Source organism: Neorhizobium sp. PAMB6630 (assembly GCF_058242775.1).
This window is the reverse complement of sequence record NZ_CM177836.1, coordinates 3,150,378-3,170,325: the sequence shown is the minus strand read 5'-3', so window position 1 is coordinate 3,170,325 and position 19,948 is coordinate 3,150,378. Positions and strand designations below refer to the sequence as shown.

The following is a 19,948-nucleotide window of genomic DNA, read 5'->3' as shown; positions in this document are numbered from 1 at the left end:
GTTTACACCGGTTGCCATGGATACAAGAACAAAGTTGATCGCTGCGGCCGAAAGCCTGTTCGATCGTCACGGCTTCACGGCCACAGGCATGGACAGGCTGACCGAAGCGGCGGGGATATCCAGCCGGACGCTTTACAAGCACGCCGGTAGCAAGGTTGCTCTGATGACGGCTGTGCTCAACGGACGTAACGCGCGGTTCATGGATGCGATCGACGTTGCGAGTGTCGACGATCTTTTTGCCGCGCTTGAGGAATGGCAGCGCTCCGAAAGCACGCGCGGCTGCATGTTACTGCGCACCTTGGCGGAGACGGGCGGTGACATTGCGGAAATCGCTGAGATTTTCGCCGCCCACAAGAGCGAGTTCCGCGATCGGATCGCCGCGATCGTCGCGACCGATCTTGGCAGCAGCGACCATGTAGTCACCGAACAGGTGCTGGTACTGTTTGAAGGCGCGGTGGTCTCGGCAGTTTATCGTGGAACCGAGGCCGCGAAAGCGGCGCGTTCGGCCGCCGCCGTACTCGTCGCGGCAGCGCGACGATGAACCCTACGCTCGCCCTTGGTGCCTTTGGCTTTGCGCTGGTAGCGGTGTGCTACGGTTTGGCCCGCTTCGCCTTCGGCCTCTTCCTTCCAACCATCGGCAAGGAACTCGAACTAGGTCAAACGCTCGCCGGTGTGATTTCGGGTGGGTCGTTCGCCGGATATTGCATCGCCATCCTCGCGTCCGCCGCGCTCACCGAGCGGTATGGGCCGAGGCGCGTCGCTGTGGGAGCCGCGCTGGTGGCAGCGATCGGCATGACTGGCATTGCGCTTGCCCCCGATGCGATCTGGCTTGCCGGCGCGGTGCTGCTGGCAGGGTGCAGCACCGGCCTCGCATCGCCGCCGCTGGCCGCCGCGATCGCTATGTCCGTTCAGGAAGATCGACGGGACGCCGCCAACACGATCGTTAACGCAGGCACGAGCATTGGTGTCGGGCTTTCCGGCGCGATCGCGGTGTGGATAGCCCAGGAATGGCGGCTGGCCTTCGGCGGCTTTGCTGCGGCTGCCTTCGTGCTTGCTGTTGCAGCTCCCCTGGCTGTCCCTGGTGGACAAGCAACGGAGGGCTTCAAAGTCGGGCTGCCGTCGATGTCAGGCGCGCTCGTGCGCCTCCTCATAGCAGCGTTCATGATGGGCGCGGCCAGCACGTCTTTATGGTCGTTCGGTGGCCAGCTCGCTGCCCTGAACCTTGGCTGGCAAGATAGGCAGATCGGCATTCTATGGACCGTGATTGGGTTCAGCAGCATCGCCGGTGCCTGGGCCGGCTCGCTTGTCGCCCGCTACGGCATCAGCCGCGTTCACTGGACGTTCCTTTCGCTCATGGCCGCCGGCATGGTCACGGTGGGGGCGTCCTTCTCGTCGTCGATCAGCGTCCTGTTCGGCGGGGCATTGTTCGGCGCGTCCTATGTGCTTCTCAGCGGCGTCTATCTCGTCTGGGGGCTGAGGATCCTGCCCGACAGGCCCGCGATAGGGCTCATGGTCGGTTTCCTGATGATGGCGGTGGGGCAGACAGTTGGAGCACCTGTATTCGGCATCCTGCTCGACAGGCTCGACGCCGATACGGCCGTGTTTGCTTTCGCGCTTCTCGGAATGGCCGCCGGGCTGATGTGTACAGAGTAGGTTAACACCGAAATGCTGCGGCTTGGAACGGAAGGTGAAATCAGCGCCGATCAAGTGACGGATACCATATTGCCCAGCTCTTCGCCCCTGATGTCCATGTCTGGGGCAGAGCGCGCGGATGCGGAACGGCTTAAACGAGGTCGAAAGCAGTCTGCTGCCATGATCGGTGGGGAACAACCTGATTCCCATGTCAGATCATCTGAAACCGGCCAGGCCGCTCTCGGCCTCATGTCAATCCTCGAATACGTATCGGACAGTTATGGGCACCTTGCCAGCACCCCAACAAGATCCAAACAGGTGAACCGGACTGGGCCCTAATGAGGAGCGGAAACCTGTTCCGATACGTGCAACAGTCCGCAATTTAACCCATTGATTTATGTGGAAAAGAGAGATTGGCTGGGGAACCTGGATTCTCACATGATTTCAATGGCTTAGCAGAAAAGCCTTGAAATTACCTTTGTTTTCCCATCGCGAGCGACCGTGGATGCCACCTTTGTGCCCTGGCTTTGGGCATCAGTCAACCGGGGGGGGGCTGACGGAAGTAATTTCCGCTTTCCGACCTCAAGTTGCGACGAGGCGGCCATAGGGCTCCCGGCAGCTTTGCGCCCTCATCCTTGCCATTCAGGGCAGAAGGTTACGATTTTGAAAGCGGACCCCACCGGCCCCGATTCTGGCATCGTTGCGTTTGACATATGAGAAGCTCTGCACATGCCTCCCTATGAATCACGTCTCACTGAGAATTGACTGCGCGACGAGGTGACCGTCGCCGATGTCGACGAGATGCGCGCGTTCCGGGGCTTCGCCGACTTTCCACACCGGGCTCGGGATATCGCCCGCCAGGCGCAGACTGGGCGCTCGTTCGTGGCGAGGGTCTGGGACCGGGACCGCTTCAAGCAGGCGTCTTGTATAGGGATGGCGAGGATTGCCGAATAGCTGCGCGCGCGTTCCCATCTCGACAATCTGGCCAAGATACATCACTGCCACGCGATCGGAAATGTTCTCAACCACCGCCATGTCATGACTGATGAAGAGGTAGGTGACGCCGCTGTCCTTCTGCAGGTCGCGCAGCAGCTCCAGCACCTTTGCCTGGATTGACACGTCCAGTGCCGCAACGCTTTCGTCGCAGACGATCAGTTTCGGCTTCAGCGCAAGGGCGCGGGCAATGCAGATGCGCTGGCGCTGGCCGCCGGAAAACTGGTGTGGGTAGCGATTGTAGAGGCTCGGCGACATCTCGACGCGCTCCAGCAGTTCGCGCACGCGGGCCTTTTGTTCGGCAGGCGTTCCGATCCCGTGGATCACCAGCGGCTCGCGGATCAGCTCGCCGACGCTCATCCGCGCATCGAGCGCCGCCATGGGGTCCTGGAAGACGATCTGGAGATCGCGGCGGATCGCCTTGCGTCCCGCAGCGTCGAGATCATGCATGGCCTGGCCGTTGATCGCGATACGGCCGGTGTGGGGCACGAGCCCGACCAGCGCCTTCGCCATTGTCGACTTGCCGCAGCCGGACTCGCCGACAAGCGACAGCGTCTCTCCTCGAAAGATCTCGAGCGAGACATGCTCGACCGCATGGACGCCGGCAGCAACGCGGCCAAGGCCCTGACGGATCGGGAAGTTCACCGAGACATCATCATAGCGCACAAGCACGTCGCGGGTTTCCGGTTCCGGCCGCAATGCCCCGGTGCCGATGCGCGGCACGGCAGCAAGCAGGTCGCGCGTGTACTGTTCTTGTGGGGCATCGAAGAGATCGACCGTCGACGCGGCCTCAATCATCTTGCCCTTGCGCATGACGATGACGCGGTCGGCCATCTCGGCGACGACGCCCATGTCATGGGTAATCAGGATGACTGCCGTTCCGAGCTCCTTCTGCAGGTCCCGCAGCAGATCGAGCACCTCGCGCTGTACGGTCACGTCCAGCGCCGTCGTCGGTTCGTCCGCGATGAGGACGGCGGGGCGCAGCGCAATCGCCATGGCGATCATCACGCGCTGGCGCATGCCGCCTGAAAGCTCATGCGGATATTGCTCGAGCCGCTTTTCGGGCTGGGAGAGGAGTACCGCCTTGACCGCTTCGAGCGCTCGCGCTCGGGCCTGCGAAACCGATAGCGGCTCGTGTGAGCGGATCGCCTCGATCAACTGCCGACCGATGCTCATGACCGGATTGAGCGCGGTCATCGGCTCCTGGAAGATCATGGCGATGCGCGCGCCGCGCATCGCCTGCATTTTCTTCTCGGGCAAGGTCGTCAGTTCCGTTTCGCCGAAGCGGATGGAGCCGCCCGTCACCCGCACGGCGGGCGCGGGCAATAGCCCCATGCAGGCGAGCGACGTGATCGACTTGCCCGAGCCGCTTTCTCCCGCGATCGCAAGCGTCTCGCCCCGATGAAGATCGAAGCTGAGCCCATCGACCAGAGGTATGAGCCCCCGGTCCGAACGGGCAGAAACTTGCAGGTCGCGCACCGACAAGACCACGTCGGCTGTTGCATCAACCACGGGAGAAAGCATATCTGCGGTCATTCGAAGACGGCCCTCGGGAAGTAGAAGCTGACCACGACGTTCGGCATGTCGACGATCTCTGAAATCCGGAGATCGCCACAGGTCGAAACGAGCATATAGGCGTCGACAGGATCCATTTTCTGCGTTGTTGCAAGAAGATCGATCATGCCGGCGACCGCATCCTTTGCGGCGGTCCACAGATCAGGACCGATACCCGTCGTAACCTCATAACCTTTGGAATCGAGGTGCCGCGTGACAGGGCCAAGCGTGGTGAAGCGCGGGGTCTTCAACGGCTGGTCCTTGATGAGGTCGAGCGTCAGAACGACATCGAAAGGGCTCTCGATCGCGGTACCGCAAACCTCGCCATCGCCCTGGGCTGCGTGGGTGTCGCCGACAGAAAACAGCGCGCCGTCGACTTCAACTGGCAGATAGAGCGTCGTACCGGCTGCCAGGTCACGGATATCGAGATTGCCGCCGACGCGACGCGGCGGCACGACCGTATGGTGGCCATTTTCGGCCAGGGCATTGCCGATGGTGCCGGCAAACGGCTTCAGTGGTACGCGACCGTTCTTGCCGAACAAGGCGGGCTCCATGCTCGTCGCGTCGAACGTCCAGATGTTAAGCGCGGGTGCGGTGAACTGATCGGCAAGCAAGCCGAAGCCTGGAATGTTTGCCGTCCAGCCGAAGCCAGCGCCATCGCGCAACTGCGGTGTGAAGCTTTCGATCGTCACCTTGAGTACGTCGCCCGGCTTTGCTCCATCAACATAAATCGGACCGGAGACCGGATTGATCATGGCAAAATCCAGCGCCATCACATCCTCGACGGTGGACTGGGGGCCAAGCTGGCCCCCAGAACTGTCAAGGCACTGGAACAGGATCGTCTCGCCCGGTGCAGCCGTCAGGGTGGGGGCAAAGCGATTGTCCCAACCGAAATGATGCTGATGGGCGTGAATCGTGTGGTTGCAGTGCTTGCACATGGCGATATCACTCCTTGATGAAGACGTAATCGTAGTTGACCGGGATCGACACCGGATCCACGTAAAGTGCGTTGTCGCCGCCCATGCGGGCAGATTTCATCGTGTAACGCTGCTCGTTGAAGACCGGCGCCCACGGTGCGTCTTCCATCACCTTCATGTAGATATCGGACCACTTTGCGAGACGCTCGTCGGTCTTGGCCGGATCAACGATGGAATCGGCTTCAGCGGCCAGCTTGTCGAGATCCGCATTGCAGTATTTCGACCAGTTCCAGCCACCTTCTCCCGCACCGCTACAGCCGAGGATCGGACCGTAGAAGTTGGCCGGATCCGGGAAGTCGGCAATCCACGCCATGCCGCCTGACCAGATCATTGGTGCGTTACCTGCACCACCAGCTTCGATCACGTTGGCCTGTGCCAGCGACTTGATCGATGCTTTGATCCCGATCGCCTTCAGATCCTGCTGGATCGCTTGGGCGATACGCGGGTTGGGATCGGTGTTCATGACAAACAATTCGGTTTCAAAGCCGTCTGCGTATCCAGCGTCCGCCAGGAGCTTCTTTGCGCCTTCTTGATCGAACTTGTAGCCGGCATAGTCCTTTGTATAACCTGGCATCGACGGCGGAAGCGGCTGCGTTGCGGGCACGGCACGGCCGTTGATCACCTGAACGATGCGGCCCTTGTTGATCGCCATGTTGACGGCACGGCGGACTTCGACCTTGTCGAATGGTGCCTTGGTCACGTTCATGGTGATGTAGCCGGTGTGCAACTGACCGCCTTCGACGACGAGGCTCTTTTGCGCTTCGTCCTTCATCACTTCAACGAACTTGGCCGGCGGGATGCCGTCGCCGGGAATGTCGACTTCACCGTTCTGGGCGCGTAGCAGGGCGACAACTGGCTCCTGGCCGACTTCAACCGTGAAGCTGTCGAGGTAAGGAACACCCGAGATCCAGTAATCAGGGTTCCTTTCGAACACGAGGCGCTGACCAAGCGTCCATTCGGTCAGCTTGAATGCACCTGTCCCGACCGGCTTTTTGCCGAAGTCTGCACCGGCTTCCTCGACGGCTTCCTTCGGCACGATGGAGGAGAAGTTGAGCGCCATGATGTGCAGGAATGTTGCATCCGGGCGCGACAGCTTGAAGACCACCGTGCTTGCATCCGGGGCAGTCACGCCCGAGACCGTTGCAGCCTTGCCCTCTGCGGCTGCGTCATAGCCGTCGATCATCGAGAAGAAGCCCTGGCCAGGGGACTGAGTGGCCGGATTGATGACACGGTTTATCGAGAACACGACGTCGTCGGCGACCATGGCGCGACCATTGTGGAACTTGACGTCCGGGCGCAGCTTGAATGTGTAGGTCAGGCCGTCATCGGATATCTTATAGCTCTCGGCGAGGCCCGGACGCAGGTTGGTCGTGCCAGGTTCGTAGTCCATCAGGCCGTCGAAGACCGACTTGATCATCGACCAGTTCTGCCAGTCATAGCCGATCGCCGGATCGAGTGTTGCGACGTCGTCCTTGTAGGTAACGACCATGTTGCCGCCGTGCTTCGGCTCCTGTGCCTCAGCCGGGGCAAAGGCCGGCAGGGCCATGAGCGCTGCGAGGGCAGTTGAAAGGATAAGCTTCTTCATAGGCCTTACTCCTGTTGGTGACGGTTTCAGCGCAGCTTGATGCGCGGATCGATGAGTGGCGAAATCAGGTCGGCAATCAGGTTTCCGATGACGATGCCGCAGGCTGAGACGAGGGTGACGCCCATGATGATCGGGATGTCGACGCGTTGGATCGCCTGCCACGCCAATTGGCCGATGCCAGGCCAGCCAAAGACGCTCTCGACAACCACAATGCCGGACATGAAAAGGCCGATGTCGATCCCGATCATGGCGATGATCGGCAGGATCGCGTTGGGCAATGCATGGCCAAGGATGACCTTGCTGCGGCCAAGGCCCTTGGCGCGCGCGGTGCGGATGAAATCGGCACGCAGCACGTCGATCATCGAGGACCGCATGATGCGCGAGTACCAGCCTGAGCCAAGAATGCCGAGTGTCACTGCCGGTAGCACAAGGTGAGCAAATGTGCCGTAGCCGCCAATCGGAAACCAGCCAAGCTTCACCGCGAAGACAAATAGCAGCAGCAGGGCGACAACGAACTGTGGCGCAGAGACTGTCAGGAAGCTCGTCAGCATCAGGCCGTTGTCGATCGCCTTTCCACGGTTGAGCGCCGCGACGATGCCGAGTGGCAGGCCGATCAGAAGCTCGCAGCCAATCGCCGCCACCAGCAGGAGCAAGGTTGCCGGCAGGCGCGAAAACAAAAGTTCGGCGACTTCCGTCTTCTGCAGATACGAGCGCCCGAAATCACCCTGAACAAGGTGCCACAGATAGTTGCCGTATTGGACGAGAAACGGCTGGTCGAGGCCAAGCTGCCGGCGGATGCTTTCAACCGTCGCAGCCGTTGCGGAACGACCGGCAATCTGACGCACCGGGTCTGCCGGCAGCACGTAGAGCAGCACGAAGGTGATGAACGAGACGCCGAGCAGGATAAGCGCCGACTGAACGAGGCGTCTGAGGGTATAGGCAGCCATCAGTCACGCCCCTGTTGTGTCGGATCGAGAATGTCGCGCAGTGCATCGCCGACGAGGTTGAAGGCGAGTGCAAGCAGCAGGATCGCAGCGCCGGGAATGAAGACGAGCCATGGTGCTGACTGGAAGTAGGTCTGGTTCTCGAAAATGATGTTGCCCCAGGATGGGATCGGCGCCTGGACGCCAATGCCGAGGAAGGACAAGGTCGCCTCCAGCAGCACGGTGGTCGATATGCCGAGCGTACCCCAGACGATCAGTGTCGGAATGAGATGGGGCAGGATGTGCCTGAAGAGGATGCGGCCGTGACCGGCGCCGAGTGTCTTTGCCGCAGCGATATAATCACGTTCTGAGAGTGACGAGGTTTGTGTGAAAATCACCCGAGCCGTCTGCACCCAGTTCACAAAGGCAATGACCATCGCAACGATCCACAGCGACGGAGCAAAGATCGCTGCGAGGCAGATCGCAAGCAGGAGTGCCGGAAACGCCATCATCAGATCGGTGAAACGCATGAGCACTGCGCCGATCACCCCACGGAAATAGCCCGCGGTGACGCCCACGAGCGTGCCGATCAGCAAAGCGGCTCCATTGGCAACGAGGCCGATCACCAGCGAGGTCTGTGCGCCGTACAGGATGCGCGAAAACAGATCTCGACCAAGAAGGTCCGTGCCGAACCAGAATGTCTCGTTCGGTGGAAGTGGCGCGCCTTCGATTGTCAAGCCGTCAAAGAACTGCTCGTAAGGATTGAACGGCGCAAGCCACTTGGCGAAGACAGCACCGCCAACGCAGATAACGGTGATCAGCAGCCCCAGAAGTGCCAGCTTGCGTCGAGCCATCTGACGCAGCACGGACGGCCCGTTCTCCGGAACGACCAGGGGGTCAGGCGAAATCGATGTGTCTGCCATCTTCAGTGCCCCTCTCATTCGCATGGTTGGCTACCAGCCGATCCGCGGCGGTTTCGATTGTCACGCGCCACGCCATCGCGGTATGGCGCAAAAGGTCATAGGCCTCGGCCTCGGTCTTGCCCTTCATCACGAAGATCATGACTGCGCGCACGATCGTCTGGCGCGCCGACAGTCGGCTTTGTAGGTCGGCAATCAGCGCCTCGGATGCATTGGCGCGATCAAAATTGCTGCGTGCGACGAGTAGAGCGGCGTAGACGCCCTTGTCGCTCATCGGCTTGAGGAGCTGCGCGTGTGCGCCCATTTCCATTGCCCACCTCAGGCGGCCCGGCGCTTCCGAGCCGATCAACGCGATCATCGGCATCGGTGACTGACCGGGTGCCCAAGGGAACTGCTCGTCGTGCCCCATGTCGGCATCATAGAAGATGAAATCCGCCCCGATCGCCTCAGCCGGAAGTTCCGGCCAGGCCTCGCGCACTTCCAGCCCGATCACGCCGAGCTGGCGGACAAGTCCGTGAACGGAGGGGTGAGGCCTGTGCAGGATCCAGGCTGTTGCCCCGCCGAGATTTTCCGTTCTAATGCGCGTCATGACACCACCTTCAGCCGGGACCCCGTCTGCGCGGGCTGCGAGCGATGTGTCAGGTAGGGATCGGCGCGCATCGCATGCAGCCGCCTAATCTCTCGGAATCGACCGTTCTCAAGCCGCGCAATGATGGTAGGCTGACGCGCGTGCAGATGCACAGGATCGAGCCTTGTCGGGCGGCCACTACGGATCGCAGTGTGCAATAGCTCCGCCAAAGGGAGCTCTTCTGCCCCTGGGCGGCCTTGAAGCAGTAAAGCCAGTTCATGCACGGCCTGGCGCGCCAACTCGTGAAACGATCCGCCGATGCCGCCGTCGGGCTCGAACCAGGGGCCTGCCGAAACCAGCCCTTCGGCGGCATAGCCGGCCGCGTCAATCTCGCATTCGGTGAAATTACACGAGAGCACGGTCAAGCCATCGGCCAATTCAGCCTCCTGCTTCACCTGGGCAAGCCGGGCCAAAAATGCATACGAGCTGTCGCCAACGAGCGAGTTCAGGATGAAATCCGGCTTCAACGCCCTGATGTCATTGATGATGTGATCGAGTTCCGTTTCACCAATTGGAAGGTACCGGTCGCCTAGCACCTGTCCGCCCGCCGCTGCGATCTTCTCGCGGGCGATCTGCGCCATCTCCCATCCCCAAATGTAGTTGGAACCGACTAGGTAGGCGCGGGTGCCGAGCGTGGGCAGCGCCCAGTCCAGAAGCGGCAGCAGGTGCTGGTTCGGGCATGAGTGCATGTAGGCGACGCGCTCGGACGCCTCGAAGCCCTCGTAGGGCACGGGGTACCACAGAACCCCGTCAAACCGCTCAAGCTCCGGAATGACCTCCTTGCGGCTGGCAGAAGTGATGCAACCGAAGATATGGCGTGCCTGGGAACCGCGCAGGATTTCACGGCACAGCGGCGCATATCGGTCAAGCCGTCCATCCGGGTCGCGCTCGGTGACCTGGAAGGAAACGTCAATGTTGGGGTCGGCATTCACCTCCTCCACACCACGAAGCACGCCGTCGCGGCTCGCACGGGACAACGCGGCATACATGCCGCGGCTTGAAAGGAGTACGCCTATATCTACGAAGCGTTTCATCGACGTTCCAATACAAAAAGCCCCGGCCGATGCGCGTTGGGGACGCGATCGAAACGGGGCTCAGGTGCCAAATATTTATCTTAATCTAGACTCGAAAATTGCGGATTGGAAGCTTAATTACGGGCCAGAACGGCGAAATTGCACAATTTCTCTCGCAAAGCTCTTTCTGCGCAATATTTGTGCATCTGCTGTCTTTTTTTGTCCGATACGCCTTGAGGAGGTGCGAGGGGTCATGGGGTCGACCTCCGCAACCTGCCCAAGGCTTCGGAGGAGGCCGTTGCCTGTTCGACGGCAGACACCTTCTTGTGACAAAAAAGCGGAAGGACAGCATGCGGCCCCCTTGCAGAAATGATTTCCGCTAAGCGCCTTCGAGTCGGTCGTTGAGCCTTCGGCTGAATTTCCTTGAGGCTGCCGTTTACCTGGCCAGACAAGATTTCGGATTCGGGGCCGTCTCCTTGTCGCCAGCACCAGACTGCGGCATACCGCTGCATTGAAACCTTCTTGCGGCTATCAGCCGGTGCCCGCCAGCGCTGCCGCAGGTCTGGCTACGGTCGCCTGATCTATCGAGGTGGAGTTTTATGACTGCGCCGCTGGGATTGTGCTGTGGGTTGTGTTTCGTCCCGCACCCTTGGCTTCGTAAAGAAGCTTGTCGGCTCGTTCATACAACGTCGTAAAGCCTTCATCGCCAGAGATCGGTGTGATGCCCATGCTTGCCGTCACGAGCCCTGCGAGACCCGGAACCGCATTTGCTACGGTCGCAGGGATTGATTGGCGGCGAAACTCGGCCTGTACATCCACGTCGTGACCTCGCAGGAGAAGCAGGAACTCCTCGCCACCAAGGCGGTAGGCGCGTACGTTCGGGTCTGCGTTCAGTGCAACGGCGACAGCCTTGAGCACCTCATCGCCGATGCCATGCCCGTATCCATCATTGATCGCCTTGAAATGATCGAGGTCGATGACTGCGAGTGCGGTAAAACTCTCCTCGAGAAGTCGCTCGAACTGCCGCTCGATCGCCCGCCTGTTGAGCAACCCGGTCAGTGGATCGGTTTCAGACAGGCGTTCAAGCAGATCGGCCTCGTGGCGAGCGCCATCTCGCTCTCGCTTGATGGACATGAAGCGCTCCGCCACCCCAAGCGTGGTGAAGAGAACCTCAAACATGCAGCCAAAATAGAACAGGGGCATGGCGTCTGCGCTGTACAGCCAGGGAGCCAGGCCGGTCACCAGCCGTATCAATCCGACCAAGGCCAATGGTGTGTATCCGATGGCCTGGAACCACGCGGCGCGGCTGCCCCGACGCAATGAATCGATCATCGAGAAAACGAAGACAACAAGAACTGGTGCAAACGCAGCCGTATAAGCTGGCGATTGGATCGGGCGTGCAACGAAGGGAAAGCTCGCATGAAAGACGCTCAGAAAGAGCGCCCACGCAGCACAATAGGGCAGGATGCGCCGCAGGAGGGGATGCATCTTACCCGGCTCGATGAAGCTGTAGGTGAACATCGCGCCTGAGCCGATCGTAATCCCGAAGATCAGTGTCGTCATCCAACTCAGCGTCATAGCCGAAGGATCGTAAAATACCACCGACAAACCAGATGTAACGAAAATCGTCATCAGCAGCGAAAAGGTGAGGACCGAGTGCCAGAGGACGAACGGCTCACGCAGGGCTCGGTAGAATGCCGCATTGAAGATGAGCGGCATAACGAGCATGCCGGCAAGTCCGCCTATGATCAGCAGGAACCGCATATCGTCAACGCTCGCGCCTGCGTCAACAGGTGAAAGATATGCTTTCTCCAACGTCATCCGGTGGCTCGGCAGGTCAACGACAGCGACGATCTGCCGAGTCGCTCGAGTTACGGCTGGTAGGTCTGCCTTGAAGTAGCCGCCGGCCATGGAACTGGGCAAGGCGGCGGCAGGAAAGGACGTCTGCCGAACCGCGCCGTCCTGGTCGATGGCCAGCAGATGCACCGCTTCAAGGGCGCTCCGCCTTGAAAGCAGATACCGAGGAGGTTTTTGGCTAGGCGCGATGTCGAACCGGAGGAGCACCCGTTCGGCATTGATGGAGAATTGGTGGTTTGCGCCAGAGCAGGTCCATCTGGGTTCATCGCGAGCCACTGCGACGAGGTCTTCCGAAAGCGTGCCGACGGCCCAGCATGACATTCGAATGCTGGTCATATCGCTTGCGCTGGCGACGGCGGCACCCAATTGCGCTAGCATCACCATAAGCAGATATACCGTTAAATCTTTAAAAGAAGAGCCCGATTTCATAGGCTTTGGGATAGCGCAAAATGCTTTTAATGCCGTTAAGGGCAGCAATGCGAGCATCTGCGACTTCGCGGACGACGCGCACAAGCTGCAGGCAGACGCTGCGCACGGATTGCATATCTGCAAAGGCCTATTCCGGACCTCGTCATCCTTTCATCAATGACTGCTTTTGCAGACGCTGAACTTAGAGCGGAGGTTCTCCTACCGGCCCCGTTGCAGTCATTGCCTGCGGGTCCCCAGCCAATCTCTCCGTCGTCCTTTGAATGTGGCGAGATAGCCCGCTTATTCTCGCAGACGTCGCCTAAGTTCCTGGGAAGACGCCACTTTTTGGCGGGGGAGATAGTTTCTGATTTGCAGTGCAAAATGGACTTGAAATGGTTCGCCTGGGAGACCTGGATTATCAAATTATTTCAATGGCTTAACGGAAAAGCCCTGAAATTCCCTCTGTTTTCCCATCGCGAGCGACCGTGGATGCCACTTTTGTGCCCTGGCTTTGGGCATCAGTCAACCGGGGGGCTGACGGAAGTAATTTCCGCTTCAAGGCTAGATAGAAATTGCCTTGCGGGTCTCGGTACTGCTTGAACCATTATTTGGATGCGCCAATTGTGGCCATCCCCGAAGGCTGTTGCGAACAGGCAAATCCCCTCGCCATCAGAGAGTCATCCAAGTCCGTGTCCGCGCCGACTTCGCCATCGAATGCACTACGCGCTCGATCTCTAGCCCGCGTTCGAAATCGAGAACATGAGCGTCGCAATTGCCTGAAATCGCTTGAAGCAGTTCGTGGCACTCGATCACTTTCAGCTCATTGAACCCCAGTCCATGCCCTGGTGCCGGAATGAACTGGCGGTAAGGTGAATGCGCTGGAGCGGCAAGCACGGTGCGATATCCCTGAAGTTCTTCGGGGCCATCGGTGGAATAGAGCTGCAATTCGTTCATGCGCTCTTGGTCGAAGAGAATGGAGCCGTGAGAGCCGAAGACCTGCAAAGCAATCCGTCCTTTGCGCCCCCAAGCCGAACGGTTGACCATCAATACGCCAGAAGCGCCTGCTTCGGTGCGGAAGAGAGCCTGGGCGATATCGTGATTTTCTACGCTGCGGCTGCCGCCTCCCATGGCAGGGCGATCCGCATAGGGTTTTGTCATATCCGCAACGACAGATTTGATCCGTCCATGGAGCACGGACAACAAGGAGAGCGGGTGAACGGCGAAATCGTCCAGTGCACCGTAACCTGATGCCGCTTCGCTCTTCCAGTAGAAAGGAGCTGATGGGTCTGCCATGAAGTCCTCGTCCATTTCCAGCCGGATATGGTTTACCGTCCCAATTCTACCTTCGGCAATCACTGCGCTCGCAAAGCGGATCATCGGGTTTTGAATGTAATTGTAGCCGAGGATCGCGGTTCGTCCGGATCGTTTGGCCGCATCACGCATACGCGTCGCATCTTCAAGCGATGTGGCCATTGGTTTTTCACACCAGACATGCTTTCCGGCTTCCAGTGCCGCAATTGCCATTTCCGCATGAAACTGGTTTGGAGCGGCAACGGAAATCACGTCGATTTCCGGGGTCGCGATCAGATCACGCCAGTCTCCGGTGCTGCTTCCGAAACCGAACGCCTGCGCCTGCTGTCGCGCAAGTTCCGGCGTCGTGTCAGCAAGTGCTACGAGCCGTGCCGCTCAAGATCAGGGAACACAGTTGCAACCGAGGTCCAGGCCAACGCGTGACACTTTCCCATATAGCCGGAACCTATTAAGCCCACTCCCAGTCCCATCGCGCCCTCCCAGCGTTCAAGATCTTTATCTGTATGCTATCAAAAGCTTGGCGCGGAAACACCAGCCCTGCGATGGGCAGCAATCACTGTGTTTGCCATCAGCATGGCAATCGTCATGGGACCGACCCCGCCCGGAACCGGTGAGATTGCCTTGGCGACCCGCTGACATTCGGAAAAGGCGACGTCGCCTATAAGCTTGAATTTGCCCTCGCCCTTTTCCGGCGCGGCAACGCGGTTGATGCCAACATCGATGACGGTGGCGCCGGGTTTCAACCAGTCGGCTTTGACCATCTCAGCCCTTCCGACGGCCGCAACCAGAATGTCTGCCTGACGAGCAAGTTCGGGCAGATCTTGGCTCCGGGAATGACCGATTGTCACGGTAGCGTTGGCATTGAGCAGAAGCTGCGCCATGGGCTTGCCAAACAGGTTGGAGCGCCCGATAACCAGAGCGTTAAGCCCCGAAAGATCGTTGCCGCAGATCTGGCGCACCAGAAACATCGCGCCAGCCGGGGTGCAGGAGATGAGGCCGCTCGTAAGATCACCGATCGCAAGCTTCCCGGCATTGACGACGTGCAGGCCATCTACGTCCTTTTCCGGCAGGATCGACTGGATCACCATTTCGCTATCGAGATGATTTGGAAGTGGCAATTGTACGAGAATACCGTCGACCTCAGGATCGGCGTTGAGCGAGGCGATGAGCGCCATCAACTCAGGCTGCGGTATTTTATCGGGCAGGGTGTGCTGGATCGAATTGAACCCGCACTGCTTTGCCATGCGGCTTTTTGCGCCGACATAGGCATGGCTTGCCGGGTCATCGCCGACAATGACGACCGCAAGTCCCGGTTTGCGATGACCGGAGGCCTCCAGTGCGATTACCGCAGACGTAACTGCTTCGATCACCGAAGCCGCGGCGGCCCTTCCATCGATAATGATCGCCATGCCTTACCCCATGCGCTCAGAGGCATAAGAGCCGGGGCTCGCCGGAAAGACGACGGTTCGATTGCCGTTGATGAAGGTGCGGTGGTGAATGTGGGCGTGTATGGCGCGTGCCAGCACCTGGCTTTCCACATCGCGACCGATAGAGACGTAATCCTCCCCCGATTGTGCATGGGTGATGCGGGCAACGTCCTGTTCGATAATGGGGCCTTCATCGAGGTCTGCGGTCACGTAATGTGCTGTGGCACCGATCAGTTTCACGCCTCGCTCAAGTGCCTGGCGGTAGGGGTTTGCCCCCTTGAAACTCGGCAGGAAGGAGTGGTGAATGTTGATGATCTTGCCCGACATCTTGCTACACATGTCATCGGAAAGAACCTGCATGTAGCGGGCAAGCACGATCAGTTCGGTACCGGTCTGCTCGACCAGATCCATGATCCGGGCTTCGGCTTGCGCCTTGTTTTCTTTCGTCACCTTGATGTGGTGAAACGGGATGTCATGGTTCACCACGACCTTCTGGTAGTCGAAGTGGTTGGAGACAACGCCGACGATTTCGATCGGCAATGCGCCGATTTTCCAGCGGTAGAGCAGGTCGTTCAGGCAGTGGCCAAAACGCGAGACCATCAACAGCACCTTCATGCGCTTTGTAGCGTCGTGCAGATTCCAGCTCATGGCGAAAGCCTCGGCGATATTCACAAAGCCTTTCTCAAGCTTGGCATCGGATGCGCCTTCCTCGGAGATGAAGGAGATGCGCATGAAGAACCGGTCTGTCTGCAGATCGTCGAACTGCGAGCTATCGATGATGTTGCAACCCTGTTCTGCAAGATAACCCGAAATGGCAGCTACGATGCCGCGTTTGGACTGGCATGATACGGTCAGCACATAGCTCTTCATGGGTTTTGCATGCTCCAGATTGTCTCTGCGGAAGGGTAAAGTCGAAAAGTGGGAGGGAGGCGATGCGGACCGTTCCGGCAGACATCGCCTCCTTACGCCTGGGAGGTTGGTTTAGGCGCGTGATTTCTTTTTCTGGCGATGCACGTCAATGACGACGGCGGTAATGATGATCGCGCCTTTGACGATCTCTTGGTAATAGGCACCCACTTTGAGGAAGGTGAAACCGGAGGTGACGACGCCAAGGATGATGGTGCCGATGACCGTTCCGGTGATGCGCCCGATGCCGCCGGTGAGTGAGGTGCCGCCAATCACGGCCGCTGCGATCGCGTCGAGTTCAAAGGAAATGCCCATGTTCGGCTGACCGGATTGGGCACGAGCCGCCAACATGACGCCGGCAAGACCGGACAGGAGGCCAGCCACGGCATAGACCTTGATGAGATGCTTGCCGATATCGATGCCTGATACACGCGCGGCCTGCGGATTGGCGCCAATTGCATAGGTGAACTTGCCGTAGCGCGTGTAGGAAAGCGCGATGTGACAGATGATGGCAACGATGAAGAAGACGATCACCGTTCGTGGTACGGGAAAGCCGCCGATGTCGAAGCTCTGGCCAAGCCAGGTGAAGTTCGGGTTCAGCAACGCAATTGGCTGCCCCTCGGTATACCATTTGGCCAGACCACGTGCCGAAACCATCATGCCCAGCGTTGCGATGAAGGGCGGAATGCCGGTCTTGGCAATGATGAGACCGTTGATGTAGCCAAGTAGAGCGCCAAGGAGGATGCCGGCGAGAAGCGGCCAGAGCGGACTGGAATCAATGAACCAGTTCAGGCCGAAGGCTGCATATTCCGGTTGCAGAAATACTGCGCGCGCGTTGAGTGATGTCTGGGCAAAGCTTGCCACGACCATGGCGATGAAGCCAACCATGGAACCCGACGACAGATCAATCCCGCCTGTGATGATGACCTGGGTGACGCCGACGGCAATGATGCCTGTGACCGCGACTTGCAGGACGATGATCGACAACCTCTGTTTATTGGCGAGAAAGCTCTCGCCTATGACATACCAGCCGATGACCTCAAATATGAGGGCGATCCCGATCAGGACTGCCAGGATGGAAAACTCCGGCGGCAGCCGCTTGACCTTCTTGAGGCCGGTCTTGGACGTCTCGCCAAGTTCGTTGATGGCATCTGACATGATTTTCTCCCGGCCGGTCGTCAGCGCGACGCCAGCTCCATGATCTTCACTTGGTCGGCGTCTGCCCTGTCGAGGATTCCGGTCAAACGGCCCTCATGCAAAACTGCGATGCGGTCGCTCATCCCGAGCACCTCGGGCATTTCCGAGGAAATCATGATGATCGCGACGCCCTGGCCTGCAAGCTGCGAGATCAGGCGATGGATTTCTGCCTTGGCACCGACATCGATGCCACGCGTTGGTTCGTCGAGGATGAGGATCTTGGGATCGGTCATCAGCCAGCGACAGATCAGCACTTTCTGCTGATTGCCGCCCGACAGGTTGATGATCGGCTCGTTCATGTCGGGTGTGCGAACCCGCAGGCGGTTTGCCATGTCGGACGCCGCCTTTCTGAGCCTTTCCTGCTGGACGAAGCCGAAGTTCACATACCGCTGCTGGAGAACCGCCATCTGGGCGTTGTCCTGGATGTCGAGCATCAGGAAGCAGCCCGTCTCCTTCCGGTCTTCCGTGAGAAACGCCATGCCGTGGCTCATCGCCACAGAGGGTGAGGAGACGGTCAACGGCTTGCCGAACAGCTCAATCGTTCCTGCATTTGCAGGCGTGACGCCGAAAATCGTTTCTGCCACGTTAGATCTGCCTGATCCGACAAGCCCGGCAAAGCCTAGAATCTCTCCGGCACGCAGGTCGAAGCTGATGTCGCGGAAGACGCCGTTCAGTGTCAGCCCCTTGGCCGACAGAACGACATCGCCGATTTGGGCCGGTTCCTTGGGGAACATCTGTGTGATCTCACGGCCCACCATCATCCTGATAATGTCGTCGCGCGTCACTTCAGCGGAGTTGCAGGTGGCAATATATTTGCCGTCGCGGAAAACCGAAAACTCGTCGGCGATCTCGAAAAGTTCGTTCATCTTGTGCGTGATGTAGATGATGCCCTTTCCATCCTCGCGCAGCGAACGAATGATCCGGAAAAGGTGATTGACCTCCTTTTCGGTGAGAGCGGATGTGGGCTCGTCCATGATGAGCACGTCGGAATCGAACGAAACGGCCTTGGCGATCTCGACCATTTGCCGGCTGGCTACGCTCAACCCGCCGACTCGAATCTCCGGGTCAATGTCGATGCCGAGGCGCTTGAACAGCGCTTCAGTACGCCGGTTCATTTCAGCGTGGTTGACCAACCCGAGACGGCCAAGGGGTTCGCGTCCGATCCAGATGTTTTCCGATACTGTCATCGGTGCCATCAGGTTCAGTTCCTGATGGATCATCGCGATTCCGTTTTGCAATGCATCGAGCGGATTCTTGAGACGGATATCCACTCCACGCAATTTGAAGGAGCCGCTATCGGGCGTATAAATGCCCGCAAGGATCTTCATTAGCGTCGATTTGCCAGCGCCGTTCTCGCCCATCAGGGCGTGTACGGTGCCTCGCTTAAGCTTCAGTTGCACGTTGTCGAGCGCGACGACGCCCGGAAATTCCTTGCGAACATCTTCGACTTCGAGAAGGTATTCGCTGCCCGGCACTGCACCGCTCTTGCGAACAGCCTCCATCGTCTGTGGACTGATAACGCGTTCAGCCGACATGGTAGTCCTCCTCCCCAGGAGTGGTCCGCCGCTCAGCTTTGAGAGCAGCGGACCGGCCCATCGTTCATCAGTTCTTGGCGGTGAACTTGTCCATGTTTGCAGGCGTTACCAACTGGAATGGGATCCACACCTTGGCATCCACCTTTTCGCCCTTGGCAAGCTTGACGGCTGTGGTGACTGCCCCGGAGCCTTGTCCGAAGGCATCCTGGAAGACTGTCACATCCAGATCGCCTGCCTTCATGTAAGCCAGCGCCTCCTGCGTGGCGTCAATGCCGGCCACGACCACATCCTTCATGTTCCAACCTGCCGACTTCATGGCATTGATGGCACCAATTGCCATGTTGTCATTGTTGGCGATCACGGCTGCCGGCTTGTGACCGGCCGCAATCCAGTTCGTCATAAGGTCCTGAGCCTTGACCGGGTCCCAGACGGCTGTTTGCTCGTCGAGGATCTTTATGCCCATGCAGTCCGGCGTCGCGATCACATCGTGAATGTCCTTGGTGCGCTGAACGGCAGCTTGGTTTGCAAGATCGCCCACCATGACGAGGATGTCGCCCTTGCCGCCGAGAATGCGACACACTTCCATCGCTTGCAGGGTGCCAGACTGAACCTCATCGGATGCCACGAACGCACCTTTCGGACCAAGCTTCTCGACATCTGCCGGCATACGGTTGACATAGACAATCGGGATACCCGCATCATTGGCAAGCTTGGTCATCGGTGCAGTTGCCGTTGTATCGACGGCGTTGACGATGATTGCATCAACCTTGGAGGCGATGAAGTTCTGGATCTGCGAAAGCTGTTTCTGAACGTCGTCGTCCGCAATCTCGATCTGCACCGGCTGCTTTGCATCGCCAGCAGATTTTTCAATACCCTTGCGCAGCACAGTCAGGAAGGTGTCGGAGTTTGCCATGGAAACACCGATATTGCCCGCATAGGCGCTTGAGGTCATCAAAAGCCCGAACATAGCGCCCGCCAAAATTTTCTTCATCTCTTCCTCCTCTAAAAGGGTGCCCGGCGAACACCCTGAATTAGCCGGTCGCCTCCTCCCAGAAGGCAATCTTATTAGCTGAGCCGGCATT

General features: G+C 59.0%; 15 protein-coding genes and 1 pseudogene. 2 read left to right on the top strand and 14 right to left on the bottom strand.

Translation table 11 applies throughout. The features are described from left to right. Positions 1–34: 34 nt before the first annotated feature. Together AC4CWF_RS15170 and AC4CWF_RS15165 are read left to right on the top strand one after the other, a co-directional pair. Positions 35–541: a TetR/AcrR family transcriptional regulator gene (locus tag AC4CWF_RS15170; protein WP_491282469.1), complete on the top strand. Its 507-nt coding sequence runs from the start codon at positions 35–37 to the stop codon at positions 539–541. Then, a complete protein-coding gene (locus AC4CWF_RS15165) occupies positions 538–1,653 on the top strand; it encodes an MFS transporter (RefSeq protein WP_491282468.1) in 1,116 nt (371 codons plus the stop codon). Before AC4CWF_RS15170 ends, AC4CWF_RS15165 begins: the two co-directional genes overlap by 4 nt. 723 nt (positions 1,654–2,376) lie before the next feature. Here the strand turns inward: AC4CWF_RS15165 and AC4CWF_RS15160 are convergent. From AC4CWF_RS15160 to AC4CWF_RS15095, 14 genes and pseudogenes are all read right to left on the bottom strand, one after another. Further along, positions 2,377–4,161, bottom strand: coding sequence for an ABC transporter ATP-binding protein (locus AC4CWF_RS15160; RefSeq protein ID WP_491282467.1), 1,785 nt, complete (start codon positions 4,159–4,161; stop codon positions 2,377–2,379). Next, a complete protein-coding gene (locus tag AC4CWF_RS15155) occupies positions 4,158–5,117 on the bottom strand; it encodes an acetamidase/formamidase family protein (RefSeq protein WP_491282466.1) in 960 nt (319 codons plus the stop codon). Before AC4CWF_RS15155 ends, AC4CWF_RS15160 begins: the two co-directional genes overlap by 4 nt. Before the next feature lie 7 nt (positions 5,118–5,124). Next, complete coding sequence (locus tag AC4CWF_RS15150) at positions 5,125–6,741, bottom strand: ABC transporter substrate-binding protein (protein ID WP_491282465.1); 1,617 nt, start codon at positions 6,739–6,741, stop codon at positions 5,125–5,127. A 26-nt stretch (positions 6,742–6,767) separates the two neighbouring features. Next, a complete protein-coding gene (locus AC4CWF_RS15145) occupies positions 6,768–7,688 on the bottom strand; it encodes an ABC transporter permease (protein WP_491282464.1) in 921 nt (306 codons plus the stop codon). Beyond that, entirely contained in the window at positions 7,688–8,518 is an 831-nt protein-coding gene (locus AC4CWF_RS15140) for an ABC transporter permease (protein WP_491285421.1), read from the bottom strand. Before AC4CWF_RS15140 ends, AC4CWF_RS15145 begins: the two co-directional genes overlap by 1 nt. A 43-nt stretch (positions 8,519–8,561) precedes the next feature. Further along, positions 8,562–9,173, bottom strand: a complete 612-nt coding sequence (locus AC4CWF_RS15135) for an ANTAR domain-containing response regulator (RefSeq protein WP_491282463.1) — start codon at positions 9,171–9,173, stop codon at positions 8,562–8,564. After that, on the bottom strand, positions 9,170–10,246 hold the full coding sequence (locus AC4CWF_RS15130) for a transporter substrate-binding protein (RefSeq protein ID WP_491282462.1): 1,077 nt from the start codon (positions 10,244–10,246) through the stop codon (positions 9,170–9,172). The genes AC4CWF_RS15135 and AC4CWF_RS15130 overlap by 4 nt, the downstream gene beginning before the upstream one ends. Positions 10,247–10,822: 576 nt before the next feature. Continuing rightward, positions 10,823–12,568 (bottom strand): sensor domain-containing diguanylate cyclase, encoded by a 1,746-nt coding sequence (locus AC4CWF_RS15125; RefSeq protein ID WP_491282461.1) that lies wholly within the window; start codon positions 12,566–12,568, stop codon positions 10,823–10,825. A 591-nt stretch (positions 12,569–13,159) separates the two neighbouring features. Beyond that, positions 13,160–14,271, bottom strand: a pseudogene (locus AC4CWF_RS15120) (Gfo/Idh/MocA family protein). 39 nt (positions 14,272–14,310) lie between these two features. Beyond that, entirely contained in the window at positions 14,311–15,210 is a 900-nt protein-coding gene (folD, locus tag AC4CWF_RS15115; RefSeq protein WP_491282459.1) for a bifunctional methylenetetrahydrofolate dehydrogenase/methenyltetrahydrofolate cyclohydrolase FolD, read from the bottom strand. Between the two features lie 3 nt (positions 15,211–15,213). After that, positions 15,214–16,098 (bottom strand): formyltetrahydrofolate deformylase, encoded by an 885-nt coding sequence (gene purU / locus AC4CWF_RS15110; protein WP_491282458.1) that lies wholly within the window; start codon positions 16,096–16,098, stop codon positions 15,214–15,216. A 111-nt stretch (positions 16,099–16,209) separates the two neighbouring features. Beyond that, positions 16,210–17,292 (bottom strand): ABC transporter permease, encoded by a 1,083-nt coding sequence (locus AC4CWF_RS15105; RefSeq protein WP_491282457.1) that lies wholly within the window; start codon positions 17,290–17,292, stop codon positions 16,210–16,212. A gap of 20 nt (positions 17,293–17,312) precedes the next feature. Then, on the bottom strand, positions 17,313–18,866 hold the full coding sequence (locus AC4CWF_RS15100) for a sugar ABC transporter ATP-binding protein (protein ID WP_491282456.1): 1,554 nt from the start codon (positions 18,864–18,866) through the stop codon (positions 17,313–17,315). 67 nt (positions 18,867–18,933) lie between these two features. Continuing rightward, entirely contained in the window at positions 18,934–19,857 is a 924-nt protein-coding gene (locus AC4CWF_RS15095) for a sugar ABC transporter substrate-binding protein (RefSeq protein ID WP_491282455.1), read from the bottom strand. Between the last annotated feature and the right edge of the window lie 91 nt (positions 19,858–19,948).

What these genes read in the sequence shown, in the direction of transcription:
- AC4CWF_RS15140 (WP_491285421.1), bottom strand. Translation starts at nt 8,518, where the DNA reads ATGGCTCGACGCAAGCTGGCACTTCTGGGGCTGCTGATCACCGTTATC.
- AC4CWF_RS15100 (WP_491282456.1), bottom strand. Translation starts at nt 18,866, where the DNA reads ATGTCGGCTGAACGCGTTATCAGTCCACAGACGATGGAGGCTGTTCGC.
- AC4CWF_RS15155 (WP_491282466.1), bottom strand. Translation starts at nt 5,117, where the DNA reads ATGTGCAAGCACTGCAACCACACGATTCACGCCCATCAGCATCATTTC.
- AC4CWF_RS15165 (WP_491282468.1), top strand. Translation starts at nt 538, where the DNA reads ATGAACCCTACGCTCGCCCTTGGTGCCTTTGGCTTTGCGCTGGTAGCG.
- AC4CWF_RS15160 (WP_491282467.1), bottom strand. Translation starts at nt 4,161, where the DNA reads ATGACCGCAGATATGCTTTCTCCCGTGGTTGATGCAACAGCCGACGTG.
- AC4CWF_RS15095 (WP_491282455.1), bottom strand. Translation starts at nt 19,857, where the DNA reads ATGAAGAAAATTTTGGCGGGCGCTATGTTCGGGCTTTTGATGACCTCA.
- AC4CWF_RS15150 (WP_491282465.1), bottom strand. Translation starts at nt 6,741, where the DNA reads ATGAAGAAGCTTATCCTTTCAACTGCCCTCGCAGCGCTCATGGCCCTG.
- AC4CWF_RS15125 (WP_491282461.1), bottom strand. Translation starts at nt 12,568, where the DNA reads ATGCTCGCATTGCTGCCCTTAACGGCATTAAAAGCATTTTGCGCTATC.
- AC4CWF_RS15130 (WP_491282462.1), bottom strand. Translation starts at nt 10,246, where the DNA reads ATGAAACGCTTCGTAGATATAGGCGTACTCCTTTCAAGCCGCGGCATG.
- purU (WP_491282458.1), bottom strand. Translation starts at nt 16,098, where the DNA reads ATGAAGAGCTATGTGCTGACCGTATCATGCCAGTCCAAACGCGGCATC.
- AC4CWF_RS15135 (WP_491282463.1), bottom strand. Translation starts at nt 9,173, where the DNA reads ATGACGCGCATTAGAACGGAAAATCTCGGCGGGGCAACAGCCTGGATC.
- AC4CWF_RS15105 (WP_491282457.1), bottom strand. Translation starts at nt 17,292, where the DNA reads ATGTCAGATGCCATCAACGAACTTGGCGAGACGTCCAAGACCGGCCTC.
- folD (WP_491282459.1), bottom strand. Translation starts at nt 15,210, where the DNA reads ATGGCGATCATTATCGATGGAAGGGCCGCCGCGGCTTCGGTGATCGAA.
- AC4CWF_RS15145 (WP_491282464.1), bottom strand. Translation starts at nt 7,688, where the DNA reads ATGGCTGCCTATACCCTCAGACGCCTCGTTCAGTCGGCGCTTATCCTG.